The 24632-nt window shown below is 48.1% G+C and carries 16 protein-coding genes and 1 pseudogene; 8 read left to right on the plus strand and 9 right to left on the minus strand.

Features of this window, described 5'->3' with window-relative positions; genetic code table 11:
- Nucleotides 1-97 precede the first annotated feature (97 nt).
- Entirely contained in the window at nucleotides 98-5344 is a 5247-nt protein-coding gene (locus LSG34_RS20760; protein WP_332909088.1) for a S8 family peptidase, read from the plus strand.
- A gap of 104 nt (nucleotides 5345-5448) precedes the next feature.
- Here the strand turns inward: LSG34_RS20760 and LSG34_RS11765 are convergent, their stop codons facing one another.
- Genes LSG34_RS11765 through agaR form a run of 7 tightly spaced genes read right to left on the minus strand, consistent with a single transcriptional unit; the run spans nucleotide 5449 to nucleotide 13537 of the window.
- Nucleotides 5449-6759, minus strand: a complete 1311-nt coding sequence (locus LSG34_RS11765) for a sugar MFS transporter (protein WP_233009291.1) — start codon at nucleotides 6757-6759, stop codon at nucleotides 5449-5451.
- Between the two features lie 42 nt (nucleotides 6760-6801).
- On the minus strand, nucleotides 6802-7941 hold the full coding sequence (gene nagA, locus LSG34_RS11770) for an N-acetylglucosamine-6-phosphate deacetylase (protein ID WP_233009292.1): 1140 nt from the start codon (nucleotides 7939-7941) through the stop codon (nucleotides 6802-6804).
- Nucleotides 7931-8860: an ROK family protein gene (locus LSG34_RS11775; protein WP_233009293.1), complete on the minus strand. Its 930-nt coding sequence runs from the start codon at nucleotides 8858-8860 to the stop codon at nucleotides 7931-7933. Before LSG34_RS11775 ends, nagA begins: the two co-directional genes overlap by 11 nt.
- A 3-nt stretch (nucleotides 8861-8863) precedes the next feature.
- Nucleotides 8864-10006: an SIS domain-containing protein gene (locus tag LSG34_RS11780; protein ID WP_233009294.1), complete on the minus strand. Its 1143-nt coding sequence runs from the start codon at nucleotides 10004-10006 to the stop codon at nucleotides 8864-8866.
- 28 nt (nucleotides 10007-10034) lie between these two features.
- Nucleotides 10035-11306, minus strand: coding sequence for a class II D-tagatose-bisphosphate aldolase non-catalytic subunit (locus tag LSG34_RS11785; RefSeq protein ID WP_233009295.1), 1272 nt, complete (start codon nucleotides 11304-11306; stop codon nucleotides 10035-10037).
- 2 nt (nucleotides 11307-11308) lie between these two features.
- Nucleotides 11309-12700, minus strand: coding sequence for a Gfo/Idh/MocA family protein (locus LSG34_RS11790; protein WP_233009296.1), 1392 nt, complete (start codon nucleotides 12698-12700; stop codon nucleotides 11309-11311).
- Between the two features lie 51 nt (nucleotides 12701-12751).
- Nucleotides 12752-13537: a transcriptional repressor AgaR gene (agaR, locus tag LSG34_RS11795; RefSeq protein ID WP_233009297.1), complete on the minus strand. Its 786-nt coding sequence runs from the start codon at nucleotides 13535-13537 to the stop codon at nucleotides 12752-12754.
- Between the two features lie 324 nt (nucleotides 13538-13861).
- Here agaR and LSG34_RS11800 point away from each other — a divergent pair, with 324 nt between their 5' ends.
- Both LSG34_RS11800 and LSG34_RS11805 read left to right on the plus strand, forming a co-directional pair.
- The gene (locus LSG34_RS11800; protein ID WP_233009298.1) at nucleotides 13862-16723 is read left to right on the plus strand and encodes a TonB-dependent receptor; all 2862 of its coding nucleotides are present in this window, start codon (nucleotides 13862-13864) and stop codon (nucleotides 16721-16723) included.
- A gap of 155 nt (nucleotides 16724-16878) precedes the next feature.
- Nucleotides 16879-18189, plus strand: a complete 1311-nt coding sequence (locus LSG34_RS11805; protein WP_233009299.1) for a DUF3472 domain-containing protein — start codon at nucleotides 16879-16881, stop codon at nucleotides 18187-18189.
- A gap of 52 nt (nucleotides 18190-18241) precedes the next feature.
- On the opposite strand, the gene LSG34_RS11810 is transcribed toward LSG34_RS11805, so the two are convergent.
- Together LSG34_RS11810 and LSG34_RS11815 are read right to left on the minus strand one after the other, a co-directional pair.
- Nucleotides 18242-19156 (minus strand): pirin family protein, encoded by a 915-nt coding sequence (locus tag LSG34_RS11810; protein ID WP_233009300.1) that lies wholly within the window; start codon nucleotides 19154-19156, stop codon nucleotides 18242-18244.
- A gap of 235 nt (nucleotides 19157-19391) precedes the next feature.
- The gene (locus LSG34_RS11815) at nucleotides 19392-20231 is read right to left on the minus strand and encodes an alpha/beta fold hydrolase (RefSeq protein ID WP_233009301.1); all 840 of its coding nucleotides are present in this window, start codon (nucleotides 20229-20231) and stop codon (nucleotides 19392-19394) included.
- Between the two features lie 471 nt (nucleotides 20232-20702).
- Between LSG34_RS11815 and LSG34_RS11820 the strand changes: the two are divergent.
- From LSG34_RS11820 to LSG34_RS11840, 5 genes and pseudogenes are all read left to right on the plus strand, one after another.
- A pseudogene (locus LSG34_RS11820) lies at nucleotides 20703-20870 on the plus strand (GreA/GreB family elongation factor); the annotation flags it as partial.
- A 93-nt stretch (nucleotides 20871-20963) separates the two neighbouring features.
- The gene (gene rnk, locus LSG34_RS11825; RefSeq protein WP_233009332.1) at nucleotides 20964-21407 is read left to right on the plus strand and encodes a nucleoside diphosphate kinase regulator; all 444 of its coding nucleotides are present in this window, start codon (nucleotides 20964-20966) and stop codon (nucleotides 21405-21407) included.
- A 91-nt stretch (nucleotides 21408-21498) separates the two neighbouring features.
- Nucleotides 21499-21900 carry a cobalt transporter gene (locus LSG34_RS11830; protein ID WP_233009302.1) on the plus strand — a complete coding sequence of 134 codons (402 nt, stop codon included), beginning with the start codon at nucleotides 21499-21501 and terminating at the stop codon, nucleotides 21898-21900.
- Between the two features lie 183 nt (nucleotides 21901-22083).
- Nucleotides 22084-23397, plus strand: coding sequence for a TolC family protein (locus LSG34_RS11835; RefSeq protein ID WP_233009303.1), 1314 nt, complete (start codon nucleotides 22084-22086; stop codon nucleotides 23395-23397).
- Nucleotides 23394-24632, plus strand: coding sequence for an efflux RND transporter periplasmic adaptor subunit (locus tag LSG34_RS11840; protein ID WP_233009304.1), 1239 nt, complete (start codon nucleotides 23394-23396; stop codon nucleotides 24630-24632). The genes LSG34_RS11835 and LSG34_RS11840 overlap by 4 nt, the downstream gene beginning before the upstream one ends.

Raw genomic sequence — 24632 nt, forward strand, 5'->3', positions numbered from 1 at the left:
CACTTTCGTACAGTTTGCCGTTTTTTTGCACGTTATAACTTCGGGCCGAATGCAAAAGTACAACTTTTAATCATCCAAAGCATTCACTGGAGGAAGTGTGAAGTTAAAATCAGTTAGTCTGGCTATGCTGTCTGCGCTTTATGGCGTAGGGGTAGCATTGTCAGCTCAGGCGGCTCCTGCAAATGCCAATACCATCAAATTGCAGCAAATCAAACCAACACAAACAAAAAAACAAAATGTTGGTCATCAACCACAGCAACAAGGCAATGTCACCCGGTCTATGCCAAGTGGAAAAAACCAGCAAATTCAACCAGCGTCGGGCAAGGCGAAGTTTATTGCTGAGCCACAGCGTACAGGCGAAGATGTTTATATTGTGCGACTAAGAGACCTTCCGGTTGCAGTTTACGACGGTCGGGTTGAAGGGTACGCAGCAACAGCAAAAGGTGCAATTAAACAGGAGCTTGAAGTAAAGTCGGGGTCCTTAAAAGCCAATGCAGCTAAAGGCCGCCGAGCGGCAGAGGTAAGTTCTGCCGCTGTGGAAACTCTGGCGAATGACCGCGCTCAAAGCTACAGAAGCTATCTGACACAAAAACAAGACGCTGTTTTACAACTGGCAAGAAGCCAGGGGATCAGCGGTAAAACCAGCGCGCGCTTCACCACTGCGGTGAACGGCTTCTCAATGAAAATGACGCAGGAGCAAGCGAAAAAGCTGGCCAGCCTGCCTTCAGTTGAGTTTGTTGAACGCTCCACTATGCAAAAAATACTGACCGACCGTGGTCCGGGCTTTATCGGTGCCGATCAGGTCTGGTCTGGCAACACGGTCAGCGCTATCCCTCAGAAAGGTGAAGGTGTTGTAGTAGGTATTATTGATACAGGCATTAATACTGATCATGTCGCTTTTGCCGATGTGGGTGGCGATGGTTATGACCATACCAACCCTCTGGGCGAAGGGGTATACCTTGGTGATTGTGCGACAGATAAATTAGTCTGTAATGACAAACTGATTGGTGTTTACACCTGGCCTGTGATCACAGATTCATACAACGGCAATGGTTCAGCCACAGGTGAAGATTATCAGGGCCATGGTAGTCATGTGGCAGGTACTGCCGCTGGTAACTATGTTGAAGACGTGCCTTTACTGTCACCCTCTTCGGGCAATGGTGATGGTGACCCAATGGGCCATACCTTTGAGTCAACATCGGGTGTAGCACCTCATGCCAATATTATTTCGTATCAGGTGTGTTTGCTGGACGGCTGTCCTACTGAAGCCGTTCTTAGCGCTTATGAGCAAGCAATTGAAGATGGCGTAGACATTATTAACTTCTCTATCGGCGGCGCTGAGCGCTTCCCGTGGTCAGATGCGACTGAGCTGGCTATGTTGGCTGCACGCGAAGCCGGTATTCTGGTGGCTACCGCAGCCGGTAACTCAGGCGGTGATGCTGACAATACGTTTTTTGGTAGTCTGGGTCACAGTTCACCCTGGGCCATGGTCGTAGCTGCCAGTACTCATGACCGTGTACTGGATGTGACTAAAAACCTGATCAGCTTTAGCGGCGGCAGCTCAACTCCATATGTCAGTATTGATCCGGATGCAGAGTGGCCTGATGATATTGCAGGTTTTTCCACCGGTAGTATTGTTGATGGCAAGGCTGTATTAGCTGCTGATTTTGGCGATGAAAAATGTGAAAACGCCTTTGCGCCAGACACCTTTACACCAGATCAAATTGTTATCTGTAAGCGTGGTACCAATGCACGAGTGGCGAAAGCCCACAACGTATTGGCCGGCGGCGCTGGTGGTTTTATTCTGTATAACGAAGATTGGTACCAGGGCATTACCGATGTAGAAATGCAGATTATGGATGACACTTTCCCATTACCCGGCATCCATGTCAGTTATAACACGGGTCAGAATATCATTAACTGGCTCAATGATGGTGGCGCAGACCATAAAATCAGCATCACAGGTGGTTTAGTCGCCCGCACTATAGACCCGGCTGCTGGTGATATTTTGGCTGATTTCTCCTCACTTGGCCCATCTACTACCTATAAACACCATCTGGCACCCAATATTGCAGCGCCTGGCGTGAACATCTACGCACCCTATGCAGACGAACATCCGCTGCATCCAAATGCTGCATTGTCGCAGGATTGGGCCATGTTAAGTGGTACTTCTATGGCTTCGCCGCATATTGCCGGTGTTATGGCTCTGGTACGTCAGGCGCATCCGGACTGGACTGCGGCAGAAGTGCAATCAGCCATGGAAATGACTGCATCACAAACCGTGCGTCGTGATGTTGATCCTGAATATTTACCTGAAGGCCACCCAGCATCTCAACACAGAGCTGGTGCCGGACGAGTAGATGCTAAAGCTGCGATTGATGCTGGTTTGATTATGAATGAAACCGTGGCGAACTTTAAGTTGGCTAACCCAACTACAGGTGGCGATGTACGTCAGCTCAATTTACCTCAGTTGGTGAACAGCAATTGCCGTGCCGGAGTCTGCTCATGGGTGCGTACCGTGACCGCAACCCGCGATGGTAACTGGACATTAAGTTCTGATACCTGGGTTTATGATCGCTGGACCAACACCTTTGATGGTGAAATCAATATGCATAACGCCAGGATGGAGTTTTTCCCTGCAAGTTTCAGTCTGAAAGCGGGCGAGAGTCAGAATATCGTCATTAAAGCGGATATTGCTGACATCCAGGCACAATACAACTCACTGCTGGCTGGCACAGGCAATACCATAGAAGGGCTGGAGTTATGGACTAACGTTAATCTGATTGCTTCAGATGCCGCTATTCCTGCGTCACACTGGCCTGTGTCTGTCAATTTTGACCGTCTGGGTTTGCCAGAAGCAGTCAATCTGACGGTACATCGTGACAATGGTGGCTACCGTATTGCTGACCTGCCTTTAGCAGCCAGCAAAGATGTGGTTTACCGTGGTCATGGCCCGGTGAAAGCTGACACTTTTGAGCTGACCTTACCTCAGGATAATAACCATCAACCTATCTATTCAGATGGTGATTATGAGCAAGGCAATAACCAGATTTCCTTGATCAATGTACCCGAAGGGTCTGCACGCTTAGTGGTAGAAGTGTTAGAACATGTCAAAGGCCCGGGCTTTAACCCAATTATCGGTGACCTTAGTGGTTCACTCGCTATCCATATAGGTCGTGATTTTAATGGCAATGGCAAAGCTGATTTTGATGAAGAGTGGCTCTGTTCATCCACCACTCAAATTGAACTGAACTATTGTAGTTTGACCAATCCGGATGCCGGTTCATATTGGGTATTATTGTCTAATACCAGTTTAAACATGTTTGACTGGACACGTGAGGAAGGCCCGGATCCATCTGGTTACTATGGTATCAAAGTTGAAGATCTGGTTGACAGCTATAAAGTGGCGACTGCTGTAGTGCCTGCGGGCGAAAACGGTTTACAGGCTAGCGGTCCTGCAGTGACCACTGGTAGCCCGGTGGATGTCGACTTAAGCTGGGAGCTGGATGATCTGGTTGAAGGCGATGTGGCTTATGCTGGTGTAGATATTGGCAGCAGTGCAGCACCTGGCAACGTGGGCTTCATTCCACTGCGTTTAGAGCGTGGTATGGATGATGTGACTGTTCAGGTAAATGACACTGTTCGTGGTGGTGATGTCGTTGATGTGAAAATGCATATTGTGCAAAACAATAGTGGTGCAGATCGCGATTTCGACTTAACTGCTGTCATTCCGGCTGGTTTAACCTTGCTGCCGGATTCTGTGAAGGTGAGCACTGCGGAACAGAAGGCCAATCTGACGGTCGAGGGTAATACTATCCGGGTTGCTGGTGTACAACAGGACTCCACCAACTGGATGCGTAACTACACTGTAACCAACAGCGAAACTGATGCCATGTGTCGTGTGCCGAACTACGGCAGCAATGGTGCTGGTTTTGTCGGTTTAGCTGAAAACTACGGTTTTGTGCCTGAAATTGGTGGTGCAGCCGGTGACTGGGCTGGTTCAGGATATTATGACGATGATTGGAACTGGATTTACTCCAATCCGTTTGAAATCCAATTAGCTAACTATTGGGGTGAAGACGGCAGAATGAATCTGTTCCATAACGAAGATTATATGACCTATGATCGCTTCGTTGTATCACCACAGGGTTTTGTCAGCTTTGGTCCTGCATGGAATCAGGGACAACATTTGATCCACCAGAAGTTTCCGTACTTGATGAGCCCGTACGGACCTTTCATCGCGCCATTCTGGCGTGGTCAACCTGATTATAATAACGCAGGTTGGTCTACCCCTGTTGATGCCTTAGGTACGCCTTTAGAGCAAAATGTGCTCGAGCCTGCAAAAGGTTCAGGTATTGCTCTGGCCTATGCCGGTGATGAAATTATCATTGAATGGGTTAACGCCCGTACACAAGGTATGGATCTTTCCGGTTGGAGCGGCGAAGTGACTCCAAGTGGCACTGAAGCTAACGATCGCTATACCTTTGACCTGATTCTGAACAAAGCCTACCGTTACGGTTCAGGCGAATTCGAAATCGTTATGGCGTACGGTGATATGGACTTTGCCGGTACAGGTGACTTTGGTTCCATTGGTTTACATGGCAACTATGGTCCATTGGATATCTTCGGTTATCCTTATGGCCAGGAAACAGGTATCAGTGCTGCGTTTAATGGCTTAACTGATGTGGTGAAGCGCAATATGGTGATCTGTTATGACTATACCGGACCAGAAGCAACACAATTTGACTTGAGTTTCCAGGTGCGGGTTGCTGAAACAGCAGCAGGACAGACGCTTAAGCTAGGAGTTACCAGTGATGTAAGCGGCATGGGCCAGCAGATTATTGACAAAAATATCGAGGTTGCCGGCAATATCACAATGCCAGGCTTCAATAATGTGACTGTGAATGAAAATGGCTCCTTTGATATCCAGGTTGTTTACGCTGACATTGACGCCAATCCGAACACTGTCAGTGTCACTGGTGATCACATAAAAGCTGTGGTCAGTGCTCATGAAGTGGGGGCAAAAGTAACTATTACGCCTGATGCAAACTGGCACGGTGAAACTATGGTGACGGTCAAAGCAGCGGACAGCATCAACCCAACTGATGCTGCTGTGCAGAGCTTCGTGTTAACCGTTGTATCTGATGGTATCGAGTTGGGTTGTACAGACAGTGGAGCCACTAACTTTAACCCTGCGGCAACCAAGAGTGATGGCAGTTGTAAATTTCCGGCTGCTGTGACTCCGCCATCTCCAGCATCTTCAAGCGGTGGTTCAATGGGTTGGTTTGTGTTGTTGTTATTACCCTTAGTCTATACACGCCGGATCTTCGCGCTTAGGAAATAACTGGGTAATAGTGGCAATTAGCAAGGACGCTATTGTCACGCCTTACTCAAAGCCCTGCAAAGCAGGGCTTTGTTTTACCTCAAGCATAAATTCTGTTTGAACTGCTATTTTTTCAGCTTATGGCCTTTGATGGCATAAAACAAAATCATGCCGTAACAAGGCAGCAGTAGCCAGTAAGCGTTTTGGTTACCTTGTTGTTCTGCCAGATAGCCATAAGCCAACGGAATAAGTGCCCCACCTGCTATGCCCATAATCAGCAAGGCAGAAGCTGTAGCTGTCAGTTTGCCTAAACCGTCCAGCGCCAAAGGCCAGATGGCTGGCCAGACTAACGCATTGGCTAAGCCTAATAATGCCAGATACAACACAGGGTCAGGCACTGCCGGAATTCCGAGCCAGCCTAACAAACTGTCTGCAACAACAAAGGAGTTGGCATCAGACAGCAACACTCCTGCTGTAAATAACATACCAGAGAGGGCTGAAGCCACTAAAGCCTGTTGCTGACTCAGCCAATTGGGTATGAGTACAATGCCCAGCAGATAACCCAGTACCATAAAGGCCATAGTGTAGGAGGTTAAACTGCCAAAATGTGCAAGTCCTAAGCCTTGGCCAAACAAACCTATAGTATCGCCAGCTATCACTTCTACACCCACATAACAAAACAAGGTCAGAGTGCCCAGCAGTACCTGAGGGTATTTCAGCACGGCTCGCCAGTCGGTGTTTTTATCTGTTGGGTCATTTAACTCCAGCTCTGGCAGGGGTGAGAAATACACAAAAGCCATCAGACCAATCAGCACTAAAGCCATCAATACATATGGCTGTACCAGACGAGCTGATAATTCAGAGAGCATGGCCGTTTTTTCGGCTTGAGTTAATAAGGCTAAAGCTGAATCGCTGTAGGCATCCATCCCGGTTAAAATCCAGGCGCTGAATAACAAAGGCACGACAAAACCAGCGCCTTTATTCACTATGCCCATCAGACTAATACGCATAGCTGCACTTTCGCGTGGGCCAATACACACAATGTAAGGGTTGGTGGCGGTTTGCAGCAGCGTCAGGCCTGTACCGAGCACAAACAAGGCCAGTAAAAACAGCTCAAAAGTAGCGCTGAAAGCTGCCGGAATAAAAAGTAAAGCGCCAGCCGCCATTACGGCCAGACCTATAATCATGCCCTGTTTATAACCAAAGCGGGTTAATACAGCCGAAGTGGGTAAGGCCATCACAAAGTAGGCAATATAAAATACAAAAGTGACAAGCAGGGCCTGAAACTCATTGAGTTGACAGGCAATTTTTAGAAAAGGGATCAAGGCTCCATTCAGCCAGGTCACAAAACCAAATACAAAAAAGAGTATACCTATCAGTATCATAGGCAATAGGCTGCTGTGCCGCGTCTGTGACGCAGCATTAAAGTTGCTCATATAGTTCCCCGTTTTTATTGTCGTTTTATTGTTATTCGCCGCTCAGGCAGTTTTGCCCGCTATCCAGCTTTGTTGAATTTTATAGTTCTTATCCATCCAGATTAAATCGGCCTGAGCGCCGACCTGGATCCGGCCTCTGATCCGGCTTTGGCCAATAAAATCTGCTGCTGTTGCTGTCGCCATTTCAATAGCTGTAGCCAATTCAAGCTGCAGTTGCTCTGTAGCAAAACGCACAGCACTGGCCATATCCAATACTGAACCTGCTAAAGAACCTTCAGCATTGGTCAGTTTTAAACCTTGTCGGGTGACTTTGCCGTCAAAAAACTCAAACTCTTTTTGATCTGTGCCTACAGGTGACATAGCGTCAGTGACCAGTACTAAACGTGCTGCCCCTTTGGCCTGATAAGCCAGCCGTGCTGATAATGGGTGGACATGTTCGCCATCAAGAATAATGCCGCAATAAGCCCGTGGATCGGCAAGCGCAGTACCCACCATACCTGGTTCACGGGAGGTTAAAGCAGACATGCCGTTATACAAATGGGTAAAACCTGTAGCTCCCGCATCTAAAGCGGCCAGCACTGTATCGCTGTCAGCATTGGAATGGCCTAAACAAACAATGACACCGGCATCACACAGCAAGCGGATTTGTTGTGGGCTAACGGCTTCTGGCGCTACTGTCAGCATACGGACCCCTAAATCTGTACGTTGGTACAACGCCAGTTCAGCCGTTGATAAAGAGCGTAAATAGTGGCTCGGGTGACAGCCTCTTTTGGCATGCGACAAATGAGGGCCTTCAAAGTGAATACCAATAATACCGGGCTCGTTGCGGGCTAAAGCCGCCGCCACTGCATCAGCAGCTTGTTGCATGTTATGAATATTGTCAGTGATCACTGTAGGTAACATGGCTGTAGTGCCAAAAGCGCGGTGGGCCGACATCATCAGCCGTAAGGCTTCCACTGTCGGCTGCTGGTTAAACAAGATACCTCCGCCACCATTAACTTGCGTATCAATGAAGCCTGGTAACAACATACCGTCAGACAGCTCCAGCACAGCTATTCCGGCTTCTGCTTTGCTGCTGATCTGTTGAATCATTCCGTTGGCAATCAGCAGGTACTGTTGCTGTTGCCAGCGGCCATCAATCAGCGCTTTGTTGGCATGTAAATAAAAAGCCTCAGAATTCATAGCTTTGTCCTTCAGTTAAGGCTTTACCCAATAAAGCAGCTCCTCGTACACCACTGGCCGCGCCCCATTGAGCCTTTGTAAATTCAGGTACTGTAGCGCCTGCAAACAAATGAGCTGTTGTCGCCTCTGGCAAAGCAGCACTAATTTCCGGGATATCGGATAAACCGCCACCCAAAACAATAAGATCCGGATTTAAGCTCAGGATCTGATTGGCCATCACAGACCCCAGGGCGCTGATATAAGCTTCAAAAGTGCGAACTGCAGCGGGTATTCCGGCGCGGTAATCAGCGAGCCATTGGTAAGTATCGGTGCTCTGCCGGCCGCTAAAATGCTGATACAAACGTGCTAAGCCAGTGCCTGAGATATAAGGTTCGTTGCAACCTGTTAAGCCACAACCACAGTTGAACAAAGGCAAATTAAACTGTTGTACCACTGCCGCTGCCAGGCCCTGATGGCCATATTCGCCAGCCAGAGCAGAAGCGCCCTGATACAATTTGCCATTCAGACAAAAACCACCGCCAGCGCCCGTGCCCAAAATAAAACCCAGTACTTTTTTGTGCTGTTGACCAGCCCCCAGTACGGCTTCAGATAAAGCAAAGCAGCGGCAGTCATTGCCTATAGCCACAGGGCGTTTTAACAAAGTGGTTAAATCTTTGGCGACGCTTTGATTGGTTAAGCAAGGCACATTGCTGGATAATACTGTGCCGTCGTGCCGGATCACGCCGGGCAAGGCTATGCCCAGAGTGCCAGAATTCTCACAGAGTGCATCGGCTCGTTGGATTTGCTCCAGCACTGTCTGCAAAAACTCGTCATAACTTTGTTGTGGCGTGGGGACTCGCCAGCTGTGCTCTAACTCAAAGCCTGTAGTGAGCACCGCCAGTTCTATTTTTGTACCGCCTATATCCAGCCCGTACCACATGGCTTAGCCTTTGAACTGATACAAAGTGACACCTTGCACCACACGGTTGACCTGACCGCCAGGGCAAGGGTTATCCGGTGATACCTTGAGTTGCAGTGCTTTGTAAAAAGCCAAAGCCTGACACCAGATAATAAAAGGCAAGGTCAGCCAGACATCCGGCAAAGTACTGCTTCCAGCCAACAGAGTTTCGGACAATACAGCACAATCCAACGCCAGATCATCCCGTTGCAGTTCAGCCAGCAGATCCTGATCGTACAAACTGCTGTAGGGATCTGAGCTTTGCAGTAACAAAATTTGTGTCTCGCTGTTGATCAGCGACTTAGGGCCATGACGAAATCCTAATGGGCTCTCAAAGCTACTGATCACTTGTCCTGCGGTGAGTTCCAGATACTTGAGTGCTGCTTCCTGCGCTATGGCTTTGAGTGGGCCACTGCCTAAAAACACCATACGCTGGCAGGGTTGTTCGGCCTGAGTTTTGATCTCTGCTAATTTGTGTTGCAGCACCTTTTCTGCCAGTGAACAAGCCTGTTCAAAAGCACTGTGCTCTTTTGCAAAGGTTAATAAAGTCGCCAGATACATAGAGCTGAAGCTGCTGGTCATGGCAAAACTTTGATCATGACTTTGTTCAGGTAACTGATACACAGCACTGCGGTCAGAATGGCGTTTCGCGTAAGACGCCAGTTTGCCTTCTGCATTGCAGGTGATCATTAAGTGCTGCACCTGTGGCAGCAACTGATCGGCCAGTTCAACAGCTGCAACACTTTCAGGGCTATTGCCGGAACGGCCATAAGACACCAATAAAGTGGGCAGTCGCGCATCTAAATACAAAGATGGATGGCTGACTAAATCTGTGGTGCTGATGGCTTCCACTTTTTGTGTGGCAAAAGGCAGCTGTTGTTGCACAAAAGCTGCCAAAGCTGCGCCTATATAAGCCGAAGTACCAGCGCCAGTTAAGATAATACGTAAATCAGCTTTGGCCAGCAGAGGCTGCAGAAAATCCTGTAACTCTCTCTGTTTTTGCTGGTGCTCTTGCTTTACCTGCCGCCATAAGTCAGGTTGCTGCTGAATTTCACGGGCTGTCCAGTAGCCACCGGCTTGTTCCAGTTCAGTAGTACACAACTGTAAAAATAAATCCTGCATTGACATTAAATACTCCTGATTGTCGCAGCCACAATTACTTGGCGGATAAAGCACAGGCTTTGGCGTATGCAGCCAGCACCTGATCAATATGGTGGATCACAAGATCTTCAGCTTTGTTGGCTACAGTGCCACGCAATACAGCCTGATAAGAGGCAGGTAAAAACTGACTCAACAGCGGTAAAGGCAAAGGGGCTGATAAATTACGGAATAAGGTTTCTATCGACTGCTGCAATTCGGTTTCAGGCCAATAATAACGTACACGGTCGCTAAAGCTGTACAGCAGTTGCCACTGCTCAGTAGCGTCTGTGTAGAACTTTTGCCAGTAGCCTGGTTTGTCCTGCATCTGTGCCTTACAACGGGCGCGAAGCTGTGAACTTTGTTGAGCAGATACCAGTTCATCTTCAATAAAACTCAAAGCAAATAAAGCTTCCCGCAGAGCAAAGGTCAGGCCTGGTCCTACTTTTAAAATCGCAAAGTGACCTTGTACTAAGGCTGCCAGCTGTTCCGGCAACTGATAGTCAGTGGAATGGGCTTCATAGACCAAGCCTTGTTGGGTCTGAATATAAGCACTTAAGGCCTGACTGGCAGGTGCATCAAATAAATGTACCTTGCTGTTATCAAACTCAACACCGGGTTGTACCACTAAAGCTATGACTTTTTGCCAGACCTCATCTCCCAGTCCTGCCGCTGCAAAAGCAGCTTTATGAGTGGCTAGCGTATATTGCACTGCCTGAACCGGGGTTGGAGCTAATTCATGTTCCAGTTCAGTCACGCCACCTGGTGCCGGTACTTCAGTACCTATCACATAACATAACTGCTGATGAGGCTGACGATGCTGTTCGGCTACTTTGCATAAACGCGCAGCCCGTGTCGCTATCACTTCATCCGACAAAGCGGCAGGGTCGTCAGCACAGGCCATGCTGGTATCCAGATGAATTTTGCTAAAGCCCGCCTGCACAAAAACTGCAATCAGTTGCTCTGCCTTTTGCATTGCCTGCTCAGCTGGTTCTTTACACCAGACCACAGGGCCTAAATGGTCACCACCAAAAATCAGCTGATGCTGTTGCACCCCTTCAGCTTCCGCCAGTTGCCTGACATAGCCAATAAAATCGGCGGGTGACATGCCGGTGTAGCCACCAAACTGATTTACCTGATTGGCCGTGGCTTCGATCAGTAACACCGACTGATCGGCTTTAGCACGGCGCAAGGCCGCGGTTAATACCAAAGGCTGAGCAGAACAGACCGAATAAATACCACTCCCCAATCCTTGTTTATTCTGCTGCAAAATCTGCGTTAAGCTGCTCATAGTTAGCTTTTCCCTACAATGCCAAGTGGTATGCCGTTTTGCCAGGCGCCACGGGTAAAGTCAGGGAAGTCTTTGGAGTTGCTGCGATCAGACACTGAAGCCACTGACAGAGGCAATACGGCTGACCAGGCTGCGCCGTCGTACACATCCTGATCCAAAGCTTCACCGTTGCGCAGGCAATAAATCATCCGCCAGCACATTAAAAAGTCCATACCACCATGACCGCCATTACGTTCAGCTTCCTGGCCCATACGAACCCACAGCGGGTGATCGTATTTGTTGTACCACGGCTCCATATTCATATCCCAATCGTGGTAACTGCCCTTTTGATCCGATATGCCGCCACTTTCCAGCGCAATGCGGTTAGGGAAACCGGCAAAAACACCGTTCGTACCCTGGATCAGGTTATGTCTGGAGTAAGGCCGTGGTGTAGTGGTGTCGTGCTGGATCATAATGGTCCGGCCTTTGACGGTTTTAATCACGCTGGTATTGATATCACCATGAATGTACTTCAGTTTATTACGTGGGTGATCGGCCGGAAATTCACGTTTGGCATAAGCGGCACGACCTAAGGCAGGTGAGCTGACTGAACTTAAATAGTCAAAACGGTCGCCTCTGTTGATATTCATGTACTGAGCCACAGGACCTAAACCATGAGTAGGGTAAATATTACCGTTCAGCTTAGTGTGGTACAAAGTGCGCCATGAGCCGGTTTTACGGTCTATTTCTTTCATCTGCCAGCGTAATTCGTGGATATAGGCCGCTTCGCCATGTAGCAGTTCACCAAATAAACCCTGACGGACCATATTTAAAACCATCAGTTCGTCACGACCATAATTGACGTTTTCCATCATCATGCAGTTCAGCTGAGTGGCTTCTGCTGTATCGACCAGATCCCACATTTCTTCCAGTGTCAGCGCCATAGGCACTTCAACAAAAGCATGTTTACCAGCCAGCATGGCATCTTTGGCCATAGGATGGTGCCATTTCCATGGTGTGGCTATCACGACAATATCCACATCCTTACGGTTAAGCAGTTCCCGGTAGGCATAATCCCCATTGCCATAATAGGCTGCTGTTGTATTGCCATACTCCGCCATTTTTTTGCGGGCACGGTCGAGCACTAGGGAGTCAGGATCACAGATCGCGGTAATACGGGCGCCTTCAATTTTATTGAAGTGATCAACATAACCAGTGCCACGTTCACCCACACCAATTAAGCCAACCCGTACTTCATTCATTTTCGGCACCACTAAACCCATCACCGATTTGCCTTTTGGTTTAGTGGTGATGCCAGTGCTGCTGCCGTTGCTTTTAGCACAGGCTGCTAAAGCTCCAACTGCCGCTGTAGCCATAGATGCTTTTAAAAATGAACGACGATCAAATCCAGACATAAAGCTCCCCTTATTCCCCAGGCCCGCTATTGCTGTGACTTTGGGGGTTAGTTACAAGTTAGTTTTTTCTATGATGTGCAGTTGCACACCTTGTTTTGTTAAATGTTCCACATAGTGTTCAGGTATACCGCTGTCCGTCACCAGGCTGTGAATGTTGGTGCTGCTGCAAATCACATGGAAAGCGCGCTGGTCAAATTTGGACGAATCCGTCACCACAATAATTTCGTTGGCGATGTCACACATCAGCCGGTTTAAACTGGCTTCTTTTTCAAAGTGAGTGGTTAAACCTGCTTTTAAATCAAAGCCATCCACACCTAAAATCAATTTGTTGAAGTTGTAATCGCGCAGGCTTTTTTCCGCTACATTGCCGTAAAACGACATCGACTTTTTGCGCAATAAACCACCTGTTAGCATCACTTCCACTTCTTCGCTTTGTGCCAGCTCCATCGCAATGTTTAAGCCGTTGGTCATCACAATCAGATCTTTATGTCCGGCTAAATTGGCTGCGACCTGCTGTGTTGTGGTGCCAGAATCTAAAATCACTCTGTCGCCATCGCGGATCAAGCCTGCCGCTGCTGCACCCAGCTGTTGTTTTAATGCCGAATAACAATGGCGTTTTTCTTTTAACGACAACTCACGGCTCAGTTCATTGTTAATCAGTGCTCCACCACGTGATCGCACCAACAACTTTTTCTGATCCAGCACTGCTAAGTCGCTTCGAATTGTTACTTCAGACACCGCAAAACGATCGGCCAGTTGTCGGACTGCCACTTTGCCCAGCTGTTGAGTTAGCCGGACTATTTCTTGTTGCCGTTCAATGGTGTTTAAGTTGTCCATTTGTTTTCCTGTTCATGCAATGAAGTGATGCGCTGAACATAACATGCCGTTTTTAGTTTCGAAAGCTTTCGAAAGTCCATAACTTTGCCCCTGCTTTAGTGAAAGGCTTTGATTTATTTAGCCTTGCAGCGGGTTTCAGTGCTCTGCAGCTGCTTTCAGTTGAATCTAGCATGGCATGAAAAGAAAATAAATAAAAGTTTTTTTGTGTTTCGATGTTGATCATTAGTGTTTTTTAGCGCTATAAGTAAATTATCGCAAGTTAAATTTATCTTCGTTGTCTTGCGTAATCCAGGGTAATTATAAAAACACCAGAGCGGGGAACACATGAACAGAGTCGCAACAAAACCGGCCGTGCTTAGTCTGGCCATCAGCGCTGCCTTGGCAGGTTTAAGCTGGCAAGCCTCAGCAGAACAAGCACAAAGCAGTGCCATTGAAAGCAAAACCTCAGTACAGCCAGAACAACAAGCTGCTGCTAAAAACGATAAAGACGTTGAAGTGATCCAGGTGTCTGGTATTCGCAGCAGTATCAAAGAGTCATTGTTTCAGAAACAAAATGCCACCAGCGTGGTGGATTTAGTGGTGTCGGACGATATAGGTAAGTTTCCGGACGAAAACTTAGCTGAAGCTTTGCAGCGTATTCCGGGTATTACCATTACCCGTAACGGTGGAGAAGGTCAGAATATTCTGGTGCGTGGTTTAGGAGGTGGTTACAACATCACCACTTTGAATGGTCGTAAACTGGCGTCTGAATATGCGGGGCGTGATTTTAATTTCGACACCATAGCCTCCGAGTTAGTCAGTGTGCTTCGGGTGTATAAATCCCCTGAAGCACAGTTGCCTGAGGGCGGTATTGGCGCTGTGATCGATATTGAAACCCGTAAGCCACTGGATATGGATGGCACGACGATCTCTGCTTCTGCCAAAGGTATTTACGAATCACGCACTGAAGATACGCACCCGCATGCATCTTTTATTTATGGTCAGAAAAACGAAGACGACACTTTTGGTGGCTTGTTTTCTGCTGTCTATTCGAAGAAAACGCTGCGGGCCGATACCTATTCAGCCTCAGGTTTTTTTGATGAAGACGAGGGCTGGGGCGTGGATAGCGCAGGTGTGCCGGTCGATACCAATGAAAACGGTGTGATAGATACGGGCGAAACTTATGCCTCTAAGATCCCAAGTTACATGTACTTCGCTAATGCGCAGGATGTGCGTGAACGTTTAGGTGCTACGCTTGCTTTGCAATGGCGACCAACAGACCAGCTCGACATTAATTTTGACAGCCTGTATTCCCGCTACAACACAGACGGTAACCGCTATCAGATTGGTTTTGTTAACTATGATGAGACCCATACCCCTGGCACACCGTTATTCAGCGACGCAACTTTTGACGATATGGATCGCGTGATCAAAATGCGCCAGACCGGCGACAACACTATGGTGGAATTACTGAACATCAGTACTCCGCGTAAAACTGATACCTACCAACTGGGGTTAAATACCAAGTACCAATACAACGAGCAGTGGTCTTTTACTGTTGATGCCGCTTATTCAGAAGCCAAAGATCAAAACGCAGGCGATAACCGTTTTATTGTAGCCAGGGGTTTTGTTGACGCCATCGACATTGATTACAGCTCAGGTAACAAGCTGCCTGATGTGGTGATAAGCCCGGGCTTAACTGCCGATCAGGATTATGGCGCGCATTACAGCTACAACTCAGGTACAGGTGTGACGGACAAAATCAGCGATCTGAAGTTATTAAGCACCTACCTGCCTGAAGATGGCTTGATCACTAAAGTGGATGCAGGTTTAACTTATGTGAACCAGCAAAAAGGTCAAAATCAGTTTGCGTCTGCCAATCCAAGTCAGTTTAGTCGTGGTGGTTTTTATTTAACCCGCGACGGTTATGCTTTTGATAACAGCACTGTGTTCCAGAAAGGTGAATTTGAGCTGTTCCGCATTCCGGCCGATGTATTTGTGCCAGCCAATTTTGATAATTTCCTCGACGGTGAAAACAGCTTATCTCCTTCACCCTGGCCAAGTTTTGATTACGACAAACTACTGGCCTATTACCGGGGTATCAATGCTGAAGCGGCAGATAAAAGCATAGTCGCTGTGCAGGACAGAGCGGGCAGCTACGAGGTAGAAGAAGCGGTCAGCACAGCTTTTGTACAAGTGACTATGGAGCCAGAACTCTTTGGTTTGTCTTCTATGCTGAACTTAGGTTTACGCGGCAGCAAAACCGATGTCACCTCTTCAGGTTTTGGTTACGATTTAGCCAAAGTAGAGCTGGATGCCGGTGGCTTACCCACGAACAACGACTGGCGTCAGGTATTGCCTGTCAGCTATGACGACAGCTACAACAATATATTGCCAAGCTTAAACTTCAAATTGAACCTGACGGACGAGTTGCTGGTGCGTTTTTCTGCGGCTCAGGTGTTAAGTCGTCCTTCTTTGTATTATCTGCGCTCGTGGGCAGCACCAAACTTCACAGTCCGCGAACAAGGTTTACCCACTTTGGCTATGGGCAATCCTGGTGTTAAACCAGAAGAAGCCAACCAGGCTGATTTAACACTGGAATGGTATTACGGCGAAAGCAGCGCTTTAAGTGGTGGTGTTTTTGTTAAAGACATTAAGTCTTTTGTCACTGAAGGTAAGTTTGCCGCCAATGTAGCGGGTACAGATTATCTGGTGACCACCTCAGTCAATGGTGAGTACGGCGCTAAAGTTGAAGGTTATGAAATGGCCTGGCAACAGTCGTTACAAGAGTTATTACCTGAACCCTTTAATGGCTTAGGTTTCCAGCTGAACTACACCTATGTCGACAGCAGCTACGATGATCCTGATTTAAAAGCGAAAAACCTGCCATTCCAGGGCATGTCGAAAAACTCCTACAACGCTGTGGTTTACTACGAGCAGTATGGGGTGCAGGCCCGCTTAGCCTATAACTGGCGTTCGAAGTTTGTGACTAACCCGGAAGACTGGGGCGGTGCGTCATGGATAGCTTCTTATGGTCAGTTGGATGCCAGTGTCAGTTACGACATCATGCATGGTCTGACGGTTTTTGCGGAAGCCAGCAACTTAAGCAACAGCCGCTACTGGGGTTATGTCAAACGTGAAGATCAGGTCAACTATCTGGAGCGTTTTGGCACTCAGTTGGCTGTGGGTGTGCGCGGCAGCTTCTGATTCTGACCTGTTGAGGTATCAGATTGGATGGCGATTTGATACGGGGGCGTAGGGGCCGTGGCTTGTCCCGGCCCGTCAATGGGCACCGCGGTATCATAAACCGGGAGGGGACAAGCCCCTCCCCTACAAACCGGATAACAGTGCAGGACAACGGTATGATTCGATATGCAATGGCCCTTTCGGGCCTTATTTTTTTAACGGCCTGTGGCGGCAGCTCCACAGAACAGGCCGCGGTAGTTGCCGCACCAACACAACAGCCTTTGCCTTACCAGTTGAGTCTGGCCGCTAATAGCTGGGTCGATGGTGATGCAGCTGCCACAGCAACTATAGTGACAGAGCAGGGTATTCAAAACTGGCAACAGGGTGATGACGTGCTGGCTGTGTATCTGCATTTACCGCAAACAGGAGAGCTGGATCTGGCCTTAACAGGCCTGGTAACTCAAGGTGAATCAAAGCTGGAGGTTAGTTTAGGCGAGCAAAGTCACACTGTCACTTTAAGCGGAAGTTCCAGCAAACAACATGCTGTAGGGCGTTTTCAGGTGACCCAAAGTGGTTATCAGAAAATTCTGCTGCGGGGATTGAGTAGCAGTGGCCAGACTTTTGCTGAGCTAAGCCAACTGAATTTTGGCGGTTCTGCTGCGGCCAATGCCAGTTACATTAAAGATGAAGTCTATTGGGGGCGGCGTGGCCCTTCAGTGCATTTAACTTATCAATTGCCGGAAAACACTGATGTTCGCTGGTTTTACAGCGAAATGGAAATTCCGTCTGGCAGCGATACGTTAGGCAGTTATTTTATGGCCAATGGTTTTGCCGACGGCTATTTTGGTATTCAGGTCAATTCTGCCACAGAGCGCCGGGTATTATTTTCGGTCTGGAGTCCTTATCAAACCGACGATCCAACCAGCATCCCGGAACAGTATCAGGTGAAGATGTTGCGTAAAGGTGCTGATGTACAAACAGGTGAGTTTGGCAACGAAGGTTCAGGCGGTCAGAGTTTCTTGCGCTACCCATGGCAAACCGATACCCGCTATCGTTTTTTACTCAAAGCCGAACCTCAAGCGGACAATCATACCCATTACAGCGCCTGGTTTTATCCACCAGAGTCAGGGCAATGGCAACTGATCGCCAGCTTTAGCAGGCCGGATACGCAGCGCAACATAGAAAGGCCGCATTCTTTTCTGGAAAACTTTATTCCTGAAACAGGGGATACAGGCCGTAAAGTTTATTTCCCCAGCCAGTGGTTCGCAGATGCTGCGGGCAACTGGACACAAAACCGTAAAGCCAGTTTTAGTGTCGACAACACAGGCGACAGAGGCAACAGGCTGGATTACAAAGGTGGAGTCACAGAGCAGGGTTTTCTGCTGCAAAACTGTGGCTTTTTCAGCGAAACTACAGCAGCTGGGACAGAGTGGCAGCTGCCAGCTAGCAGCAATGCACCGCTAATAGATTTTGCAGCTTTACCTTAATTCCGGGTGATAAATCAGCAGTCAGAGCTTGTGGCTCTGACTGCTTTTCGACTTACTTCGGCAATGGAATAAACTCAACTTCATCCTCTATGACTTTGGGAAACTTACCGGCCAGCCAATCCTGCTTGGCTTGTTCTATCCGCTCTTTGCGACTGGAAATAAAATTCCATTCAATAAAACGTGGGCCTAAGTTCTTGCCGCCAATCAGCGCTATTCTGCTGTCTTGTGTGGCTTCAATCACCACGCCTTCGGCTTCGGATAAAACCACCATGTCATATTGGTTGATCACTTTATCTTTGAGCTTCAACTGGCCTTTGGCAACATACAGAGCTCTTTCTTCTGCATTCGCCAGCTCAAGGCGTTGACCGGCCTGCAAATCAGCTTCGATATACAAGGTGTCTGAATAGGTTTTTACCGGTGACACCAGGCCATAAGCATCACCTATTAACACCCGCAGCGACACGCCATCTATAGTGGCCGCCGGAATATCACGACTTGGGTAGTGGTAAAAGGCCGGATCTATTTCTTCAAATTCTGCAGGTAAAGCCATCCATAACTGAAGACCGTGCAAACGATGGGGTACACCATTCACTTCAGGGCGTTCACGTTCTGAATGCACTATGCCTTTGCCCGCCACCATCAGATTGATATCGCCCGGGCTAATGCTTTGTTTGCTGCCCAGTGAATCGCGGTGCAGAATTTCGCCTTCAAATAAGTAAGTGACAGTCGCCAGATTAATATGTGGATGTGGCCGCACGCTGATGCCTTTGTCTGCCGGAAAGTCGGCTGGTCCCATATGATCAAAAAATATCCAGGGCCCTACCATCTGACGTTCTTTATTCGGCAAAGTACGACGTACAGAAAAATCGCCTAAATCTGTAGAACGTGGGGTAATCACCAGTTCAATGGCGTCACAGCCGCCTTCTGTGTTGCACTCCAGTTCTGCGCTTTTGGTCGTAATGCTCATGCTTTGTCCCTGCTTAGTCAGTTAAATACAAAGGAATTGGCTGCTGTTGTTAGCCTCTGCATAAAGTGTAAGCATTAATGGCGGCAATAGAAAATAGTAAAAATAGCGGATTAGGTTCTGATTTTATGAATGGTTGCTGGTGCAGTAACAAAAGGAAACCCAGTGAAGCAGGCACCGAAGCAGTTAGTTTACTCTGGTGCCTGAGCTCTGTTTCAGAGCAGGTTATTTACTGGAGTTACAGTTTTACATCAGGACTGGCTTTTAAAAACTGGATTAAATCCCGGCTTAAGCGATCTTTTTCCGTCGCAAATAAACCATGAGGCGCGCCGTCGTATTCAATCAGTTCAGCCTCAGGTACAAAGTTACGTATTAAACGGGACGAGCTTTGAATAGGAACTGTGGCGTCTTCTGTGCCATGGATCACCAGCACAGGCACTTCAATGGCCTCTAAATCTGCTCTGAAGTCTGTTGAAGAAAAAGAGTTCAGGCACTGCAAGGCTGCACGTAAACTGCCTTGCATAGCTATACCCTGCATCCAGTCTAAATAAGCGGAGCTGACAGGATTGGACAATAAACTCACGCCAAAAAACTTCTGGAAAAACGCAGTGTAAAAGTGCGGTCTGTCGGTTTTTAATGCCAAAGCAGTTTGTTCAAAAGTGGCGGCGTCAGTACCGCTTGGGTTGTCCGGTGTCAGTAAACGAAAGGGTAAAACGGAAGATATCAGCGCAATTTTTGCAACTCTTTTGCCTTCAAACCGTGACATATAACGGGCTACTTCACCACCGCCCATCGAAAAACCAACCAGTGCAACATCGTTTACGGCTGTGTGACTGATCAAAGCCGCCAAATCATCGGCTAATGTATTGTAATCGTAACCATGCCAGGGTTGGGATGATCGGCCAAAACCTCGTCTGTCGTAAGCAATCACTCTGTGACCGGCGTTGACCAGCGCTATAGCCTGATCTTCCCAACTGTCTGATGATAAAGGCCAGCCGTGGATCAAAATGACGGTGCTGCCACTGCCCCAGTCTTTGTAATAAATCCGGGTATTGTCTTTGGTGGTAAAATAGCTCATGTCGTACTCCGTGTTATGACCAGATCACCGAGCATGGACTGATTTTAACCACAGATCTGTGGGATAAGGCACAAAGCAAGCGGTGGCTTTGAGTTTTGCTGCTAAATGCTATATGGTGTCTGCAATCGAATTCCCTTTTCCATTGCAACTAGACGGAGGTTATTTTGTTCAAAACAGCAATAAAGTCGCCGTCTTATCACGCTGCTTTTTTTACCGTCTTCCATTCTTAAGCCGGCTCCATCTTTATGGGGTCGGCAGGTTTTTATATCCCCTGATTTTCTGACTATATAAATTCCGGAGTCTGGAATGACTATGTTTACCAAAAATGCATCGGGTAAAACCGATGTGTCGGCTGTATTTTTTATGGCAAGTTCGGCTATTCAGCCGCTGCCTCCCTGGCAATTACAACAGCTGCTGCTGCAACTGGAATCGGCTGCAAAAAGCAAACGCAAAGCTTTAAGTGAAACCGGCATGTTGCCGGGCTGTTCTGCTCGTCTGCTGGACTTATCTGATCAAACTGAAGTATGGCTGACTCTGGTGTATCCACAGCAGGAGCAACCAGAGCAGGGTTTTATTTCCGTGTTGTCCCCTTTAGGTGCCGCTTTACTTGGCAAAAATGTCGGTGAAGTGGCCGAAGTCACGCTGTTTCGCCGTACCCTGAGATTTATGTTATGTGACCTGATGTCGGTGAAACAACCACCGGCTTTCCGCCCTTTTGTACAGGAGAAAACCATGAGTCAAACTCTGGCTAAACAGGCTTTGCCTGAACCAGCTTTACCAAACATAGTACTGTCCAGTCTGGATCTGGACAGGTTAGATCAACTGTTAAGCCGCTTACCTGCCACAGATCCGGCTCGTTTGCAGCTCGAACAGGAGCTGGACCGTGGGGCTGTGGTTGAACCTGCAGCTATGCCTGCCAATGTAGTGACCATGAATTCCACAGTGCGGCTGCGTTTACTAAAAACAGGTGAAGAACCTTGTCTGACGCTGGTCTATCCAAAGGATCTGGATGCAAGCGGGGATAAAGTATCTGTATTGGCGCCTGTAGGTTCAGCTTTACTAGGCCTTAGTGAAGGCGATCAAATTCATTGGCCTATGCCGGATGGTGAGATACAGCCTATCCAGGTGCTGCAACTGGTTTATCAGCCAGAGCGATCAGGCCAGCTGCACAGGTAAAACTTAAATTGGGGTCAGATCACATTGTTAACAGTTAACAATGTGATCTGACCCCAATTTGCTGGCTTGAGTTTGTGCAGGGTTTAAGGCTATGATGAGAACAATTCTTATCGAGGGCTTTATGCCAAAACCCATTCTCCGCTTTGTGTTGTTAATGCTGATTATGCTGAATCACGCCGTTTCGGCCTGTGAAAGCATTGTTATGCATTTACCGGCGGAGGATCATCCGTTTTCTGTACTGGACAATTCCAGTCACACTGAACATCAGCACTGTGCTGTTGAAGCAAGTGCCGACGAAAACGCAGAAGATGCTGCAGAACATCAGGCAGCACATAACGACGACCATCATCCCACTCATGCTCATGTTGCTTGCTATATAGCCGAACTTTATTCGGTATCTGCAGCTCCTGCTGTGCATAAGGCGTCAGCTTTAGCTCAATACGCTTTAATTACCACCACTTACAGCCCGCCAGTACCGCCGCCTAATCAGTAAATATTGATTTAAAAATTAGATTTTCAATTTTATACCCAAGTAACTTGAAGTTACGGGGAGGCGACAAGCCAGTGAGACACCAGGAGCATAGTAAACCTATGTGACTGGGGCGAAATGGCGCAGTCAACAAAGCCGCAGCTTCAAGGACGACGGGTATATTTCAATAATTTATTGGATGTAGTTATGACTATAAAATTTAGCCACGCGGCTTTTATGCTGCTGGCCTTACTCTGGCTGTGGGTTAATCCATCCCAGGCGACAGAACTCAGCCTTGCCGAAGCCTTAAAACGCACGCTAGTGCAAAGCCCAGGCTTGCAGTTGTATCCCTATCAGCAGCGTATCAATGATGCAGCTGCTATCAGTGCCGGAATGCGGCCTAACCCTGAACTTCAGCTGGAACTGGCCGATGTGCTGGGTACGGGCGACAGCTCTGGTGTTAAAAGCGCTGAACTGACCTTAAGCCTGAGCCAACTGATTGAGCTGGGTGATAAACGTCAGAAGCGACTTGAGCTAACCCAATGGCAAAGCAAATTAACAGAGCAACAGTATCAGCTGGATAAAGTGGATGCTCTGGCGGCCACTATGCGCAGCTTTTTGCAGTTGTTGCATCAGCAGGCTTTGCTCAGGTGGACAGAGCAAAAAATTGCCACTGAGCAACAAGCACTTGAAGCGGCAAAACAACGCGCCAAAGCGGGTAATGTGACAGATGCCGATATCACCAGGCTGGAACTGAAAGTACTGCAAAGCCGGATGGAGCAGAAAAGTCTGTCGGCTGAAAAGCTGGTTAACTTGCGTCTGCTGGCTAGTCATTGGGCGCAGGCGCCTGACTTTGATGCGGTATCCGGTGATTTAACTGTGCTTCCCACTTTGCCTCAACTCGCTGATGTGTTGACCCAATTGCAACAAGCGCCACAGCTGCAATGGTGGCTGACGCAAAACAGGTTGCTGGATAGTCAGTTGCAGCTCGCCAAAGCTTTAGGTCAGGCTGATTTAACTTTGGGCGCAGGACTACGGCGCAATGAACAAAGCAACGACAATGCTTTTGTGTTGCAGGTCAGTATGCCGTTGATGCTGGAAAATCCGAATCAGGGCGCCATTTTGTCCAGCGAAGCTTTGGCCGAACAAGCCAAGCTGCAGCAGCAACAGAACATGCAGCAACTGCAATTGCAAATAGAGCGCAGTCATTTGCAACTGACTCAGCTGAGCGAGCAGATCCGCGATTATCAAAAAGCCGTTATCCCGCTTGCGCAAAAAGTACTGGATCAGATGTTGGTTGGTTATCAGCAAGGCGTATTTGATATGACCGACTTACTCTCAGCGCAGCAGGAGATATTGCTAGCCAAACGCAACGTCATTGACCTGCAATACGCTCTGCATTTGCAGCTGTTAGAACTGGAACGCCTGACCGGTTTACCTATGGTAGTGAATGGTCCACAAGCCTTCACTCAGCAATACAGCGGATCCTCTCTTCCTCCACAACAGGAGCTTTCTCAATGAATTTTTTCCGGTTTATATCTATTCTAGTGCTCGCTATTAGCCTTAGTTTTAGTGCTACTGTCAGTGCCCATGGTGATGAGCACGACGAGGCTGAACATCAGCATGCAGAAGCGGCTAAAGGCCCACATGGCGGGCGCTTGCTTACTCAAGATGACTTTGCTCTGGAAGTCACTATTTACGAAACTGAAGTAGAGCCAGAATTGCGTGTGTATCTGTATCAAAACGGCGAGCCAATCAAAACCCCGGAGCTAAAACTGCAGGTGACTTTGCAGCGTTTAGGCGAGCCAGCAGAACTGATTAACTTCAGCCCTGAACTGGATTATTGGCTGGGGGATACAGTGATCCGTGAACCTCATTCCTTTGAAGTAGAAATCAGCGCCAGTTATCAGGGCAAAAATTTCGAATGGCATTACGACTCTTTTGAAGGCCGCACTGAGTTATCAGCGCGTTCTGTGCAAAAAGCCGGCATAGAGCTGGAGCAAACCCAGCCAGGCCAAATTCATACTCAGCTGCATTTATTTGGTGTCGTAGCGCCTGTACCAGAGCAGCAGTATCAGGTGGGAGCTGCTTATGCAGGTGTGGTGCAACAACTGGCAGTGAAAGTCGGCGATAAAGTCACTAAAGGTCAGCTGCTTGCCACAGTGCAAAACCCGGTGAGCTTAAAAAACTACAATGTTTTTGCGCCAGCAGCAGGTGAAGTAACAGCTAAATATGTCAGTGTTGGCACCAAAATTTCAGAGCAATCGATAGTGGAAATCAGCGATTTTTCATCGGTTTATATCGAAATGTCGGCTTTCCCTTCGGATACAGAACAGCTGACGCTGGGGCAACAATTTTTGGTCAAAGACTTACATGGCCATCAATCTGCAGTCAGTCAAATCAGCTACATAGCTCCACAAATGACGGGTGGTCATATAGCCCGCGCCCGTGGTGTGTTAGCCAATCCGGACGGCCATTGGCGGCCTGGTATGCATGTCAAAACCGATGTCACAGTGGCGACAGTGGATGCAGCTTTGGTGATCAAAAAATCGGCCTTGCAGTTATGGAATGGCAAAACCGTGATTTTTATCAAAGTAGGGGATGTATTTGAAATCCGTATGCCTGAACTAGGTCGCGCTGACGATAACCAGGTTGAAGTGTTATCCGGTGTGCCGCAAGGTGTGCAGTACGCCACGACTAATAGTTTTATCCTCAAAGCCGACGTGATGAAGTCTGGCGCCAGCCATGATCACTAG

Origin of the sequence: Rheinheimera faecalis, assembly GCF_021290965.1 — a bacterium.
Taxonomy (GTDB): domain Bacteria; phylum Pseudomonadota; class Gammaproteobacteria; order Enterobacterales; family Alteromonadaceae; genus Pararheinheimera; species Pararheinheimera faecalis.

Coding starts and splice junctions, on each gene's coding strand:
- LSG34_RS11775 (WP_233009293.1), bottom strand. CDS start 8,860: ATGTGGTACGGGCTGGATATAGGCGGTACAAAAATAGAACTGGCGGTG.
- LSG34_RS11765 (WP_233009291.1), bottom strand. CDS start 6,759: ATGAGCAACTTTAATGCTGCGTCACAGACGCGGCACAGCAGCCTATTG.
- LSG34_RS11835 (WP_233009303.1), top strand. CDS start 22,084: ATGACTATAAAATTTAGCCACGCGGCTTTTATGCTGCTGGCCTTACTC.
- LSG34_RS11780 (WP_233009294.1), bottom strand. CDS start 10,006: ATGTCAATGCAGGATTTATTTTTACAGTTGTGTACTACTGAACTGGAA.
- LSG34_RS11790 (WP_233009296.1), bottom strand. CDS start 12,700: ATGTCTGGATTTGATCGTCGTTCATTTTTAAAAGCATCTATGGCTACA.
- agaR (WP_233009297.1), bottom strand. CDS start 13,537: ATGGACAACTTAAACACCATTGAACGGCAACAAGAAATAGTCCGGCTA.
- LSG34_RS11840 (WP_233009304.1), top strand. CDS start 23,394: ATGAATTTTTTCCGGTTTATATCTATTCTAGTGCTCGCTATTAGCCTT.
- LSG34_RS11805 (WP_233009299.1), top strand. CDS start 16,879: ATGATTCGATATGCAATGGCCCTTTCGGGCCTTATTTTTTTAACGGCC.
- nagA (WP_233009292.1), bottom strand. CDS start 7,941: ATGAATTCTGAGGCTTTTTATTTACATGCCAACAAAGCGCTGATTGAT.
- LSG34_RS11785 (WP_233009295.1), bottom strand. CDS start 11,306: ATGAGCAGCTTAACGCAGATTTTGCAGCAGAATAAACAAGGATTGGGG.
- LSG34_RS11815 (WP_233009301.1), bottom strand. CDS start 20,231: ATGAGCTATTTTACCACCAAAGACAATACCCGGATTTATTACAAAGAC.
- LSG34_RS11830 (WP_233009302.1), top strand. CDS start 21,499: ATGATGAGAACAATTCTTATCGAGGGCTTTATGCCAAAACCCATTCTC.
- LSG34_RS11810 (WP_233009300.1), bottom strand. CDS start 19,156: ATGAGCATTACGACCAAAAGCGCAGAACTGGAGTGCAACACAGAAGGC.
- LSG34_RS11800 (WP_233009298.1), top strand. CDS start 13,862: ATGAACAGAGTCGCAACAAAACCGGCCGTGCTTAGTCTGGCCATCAGC.
- rnk (WP_233009332.1), top strand. CDS start 20,964: ATGAGTCAAACTCTGGCTAAACAGGCTTTGCCTGAACCAGCTTTACCA.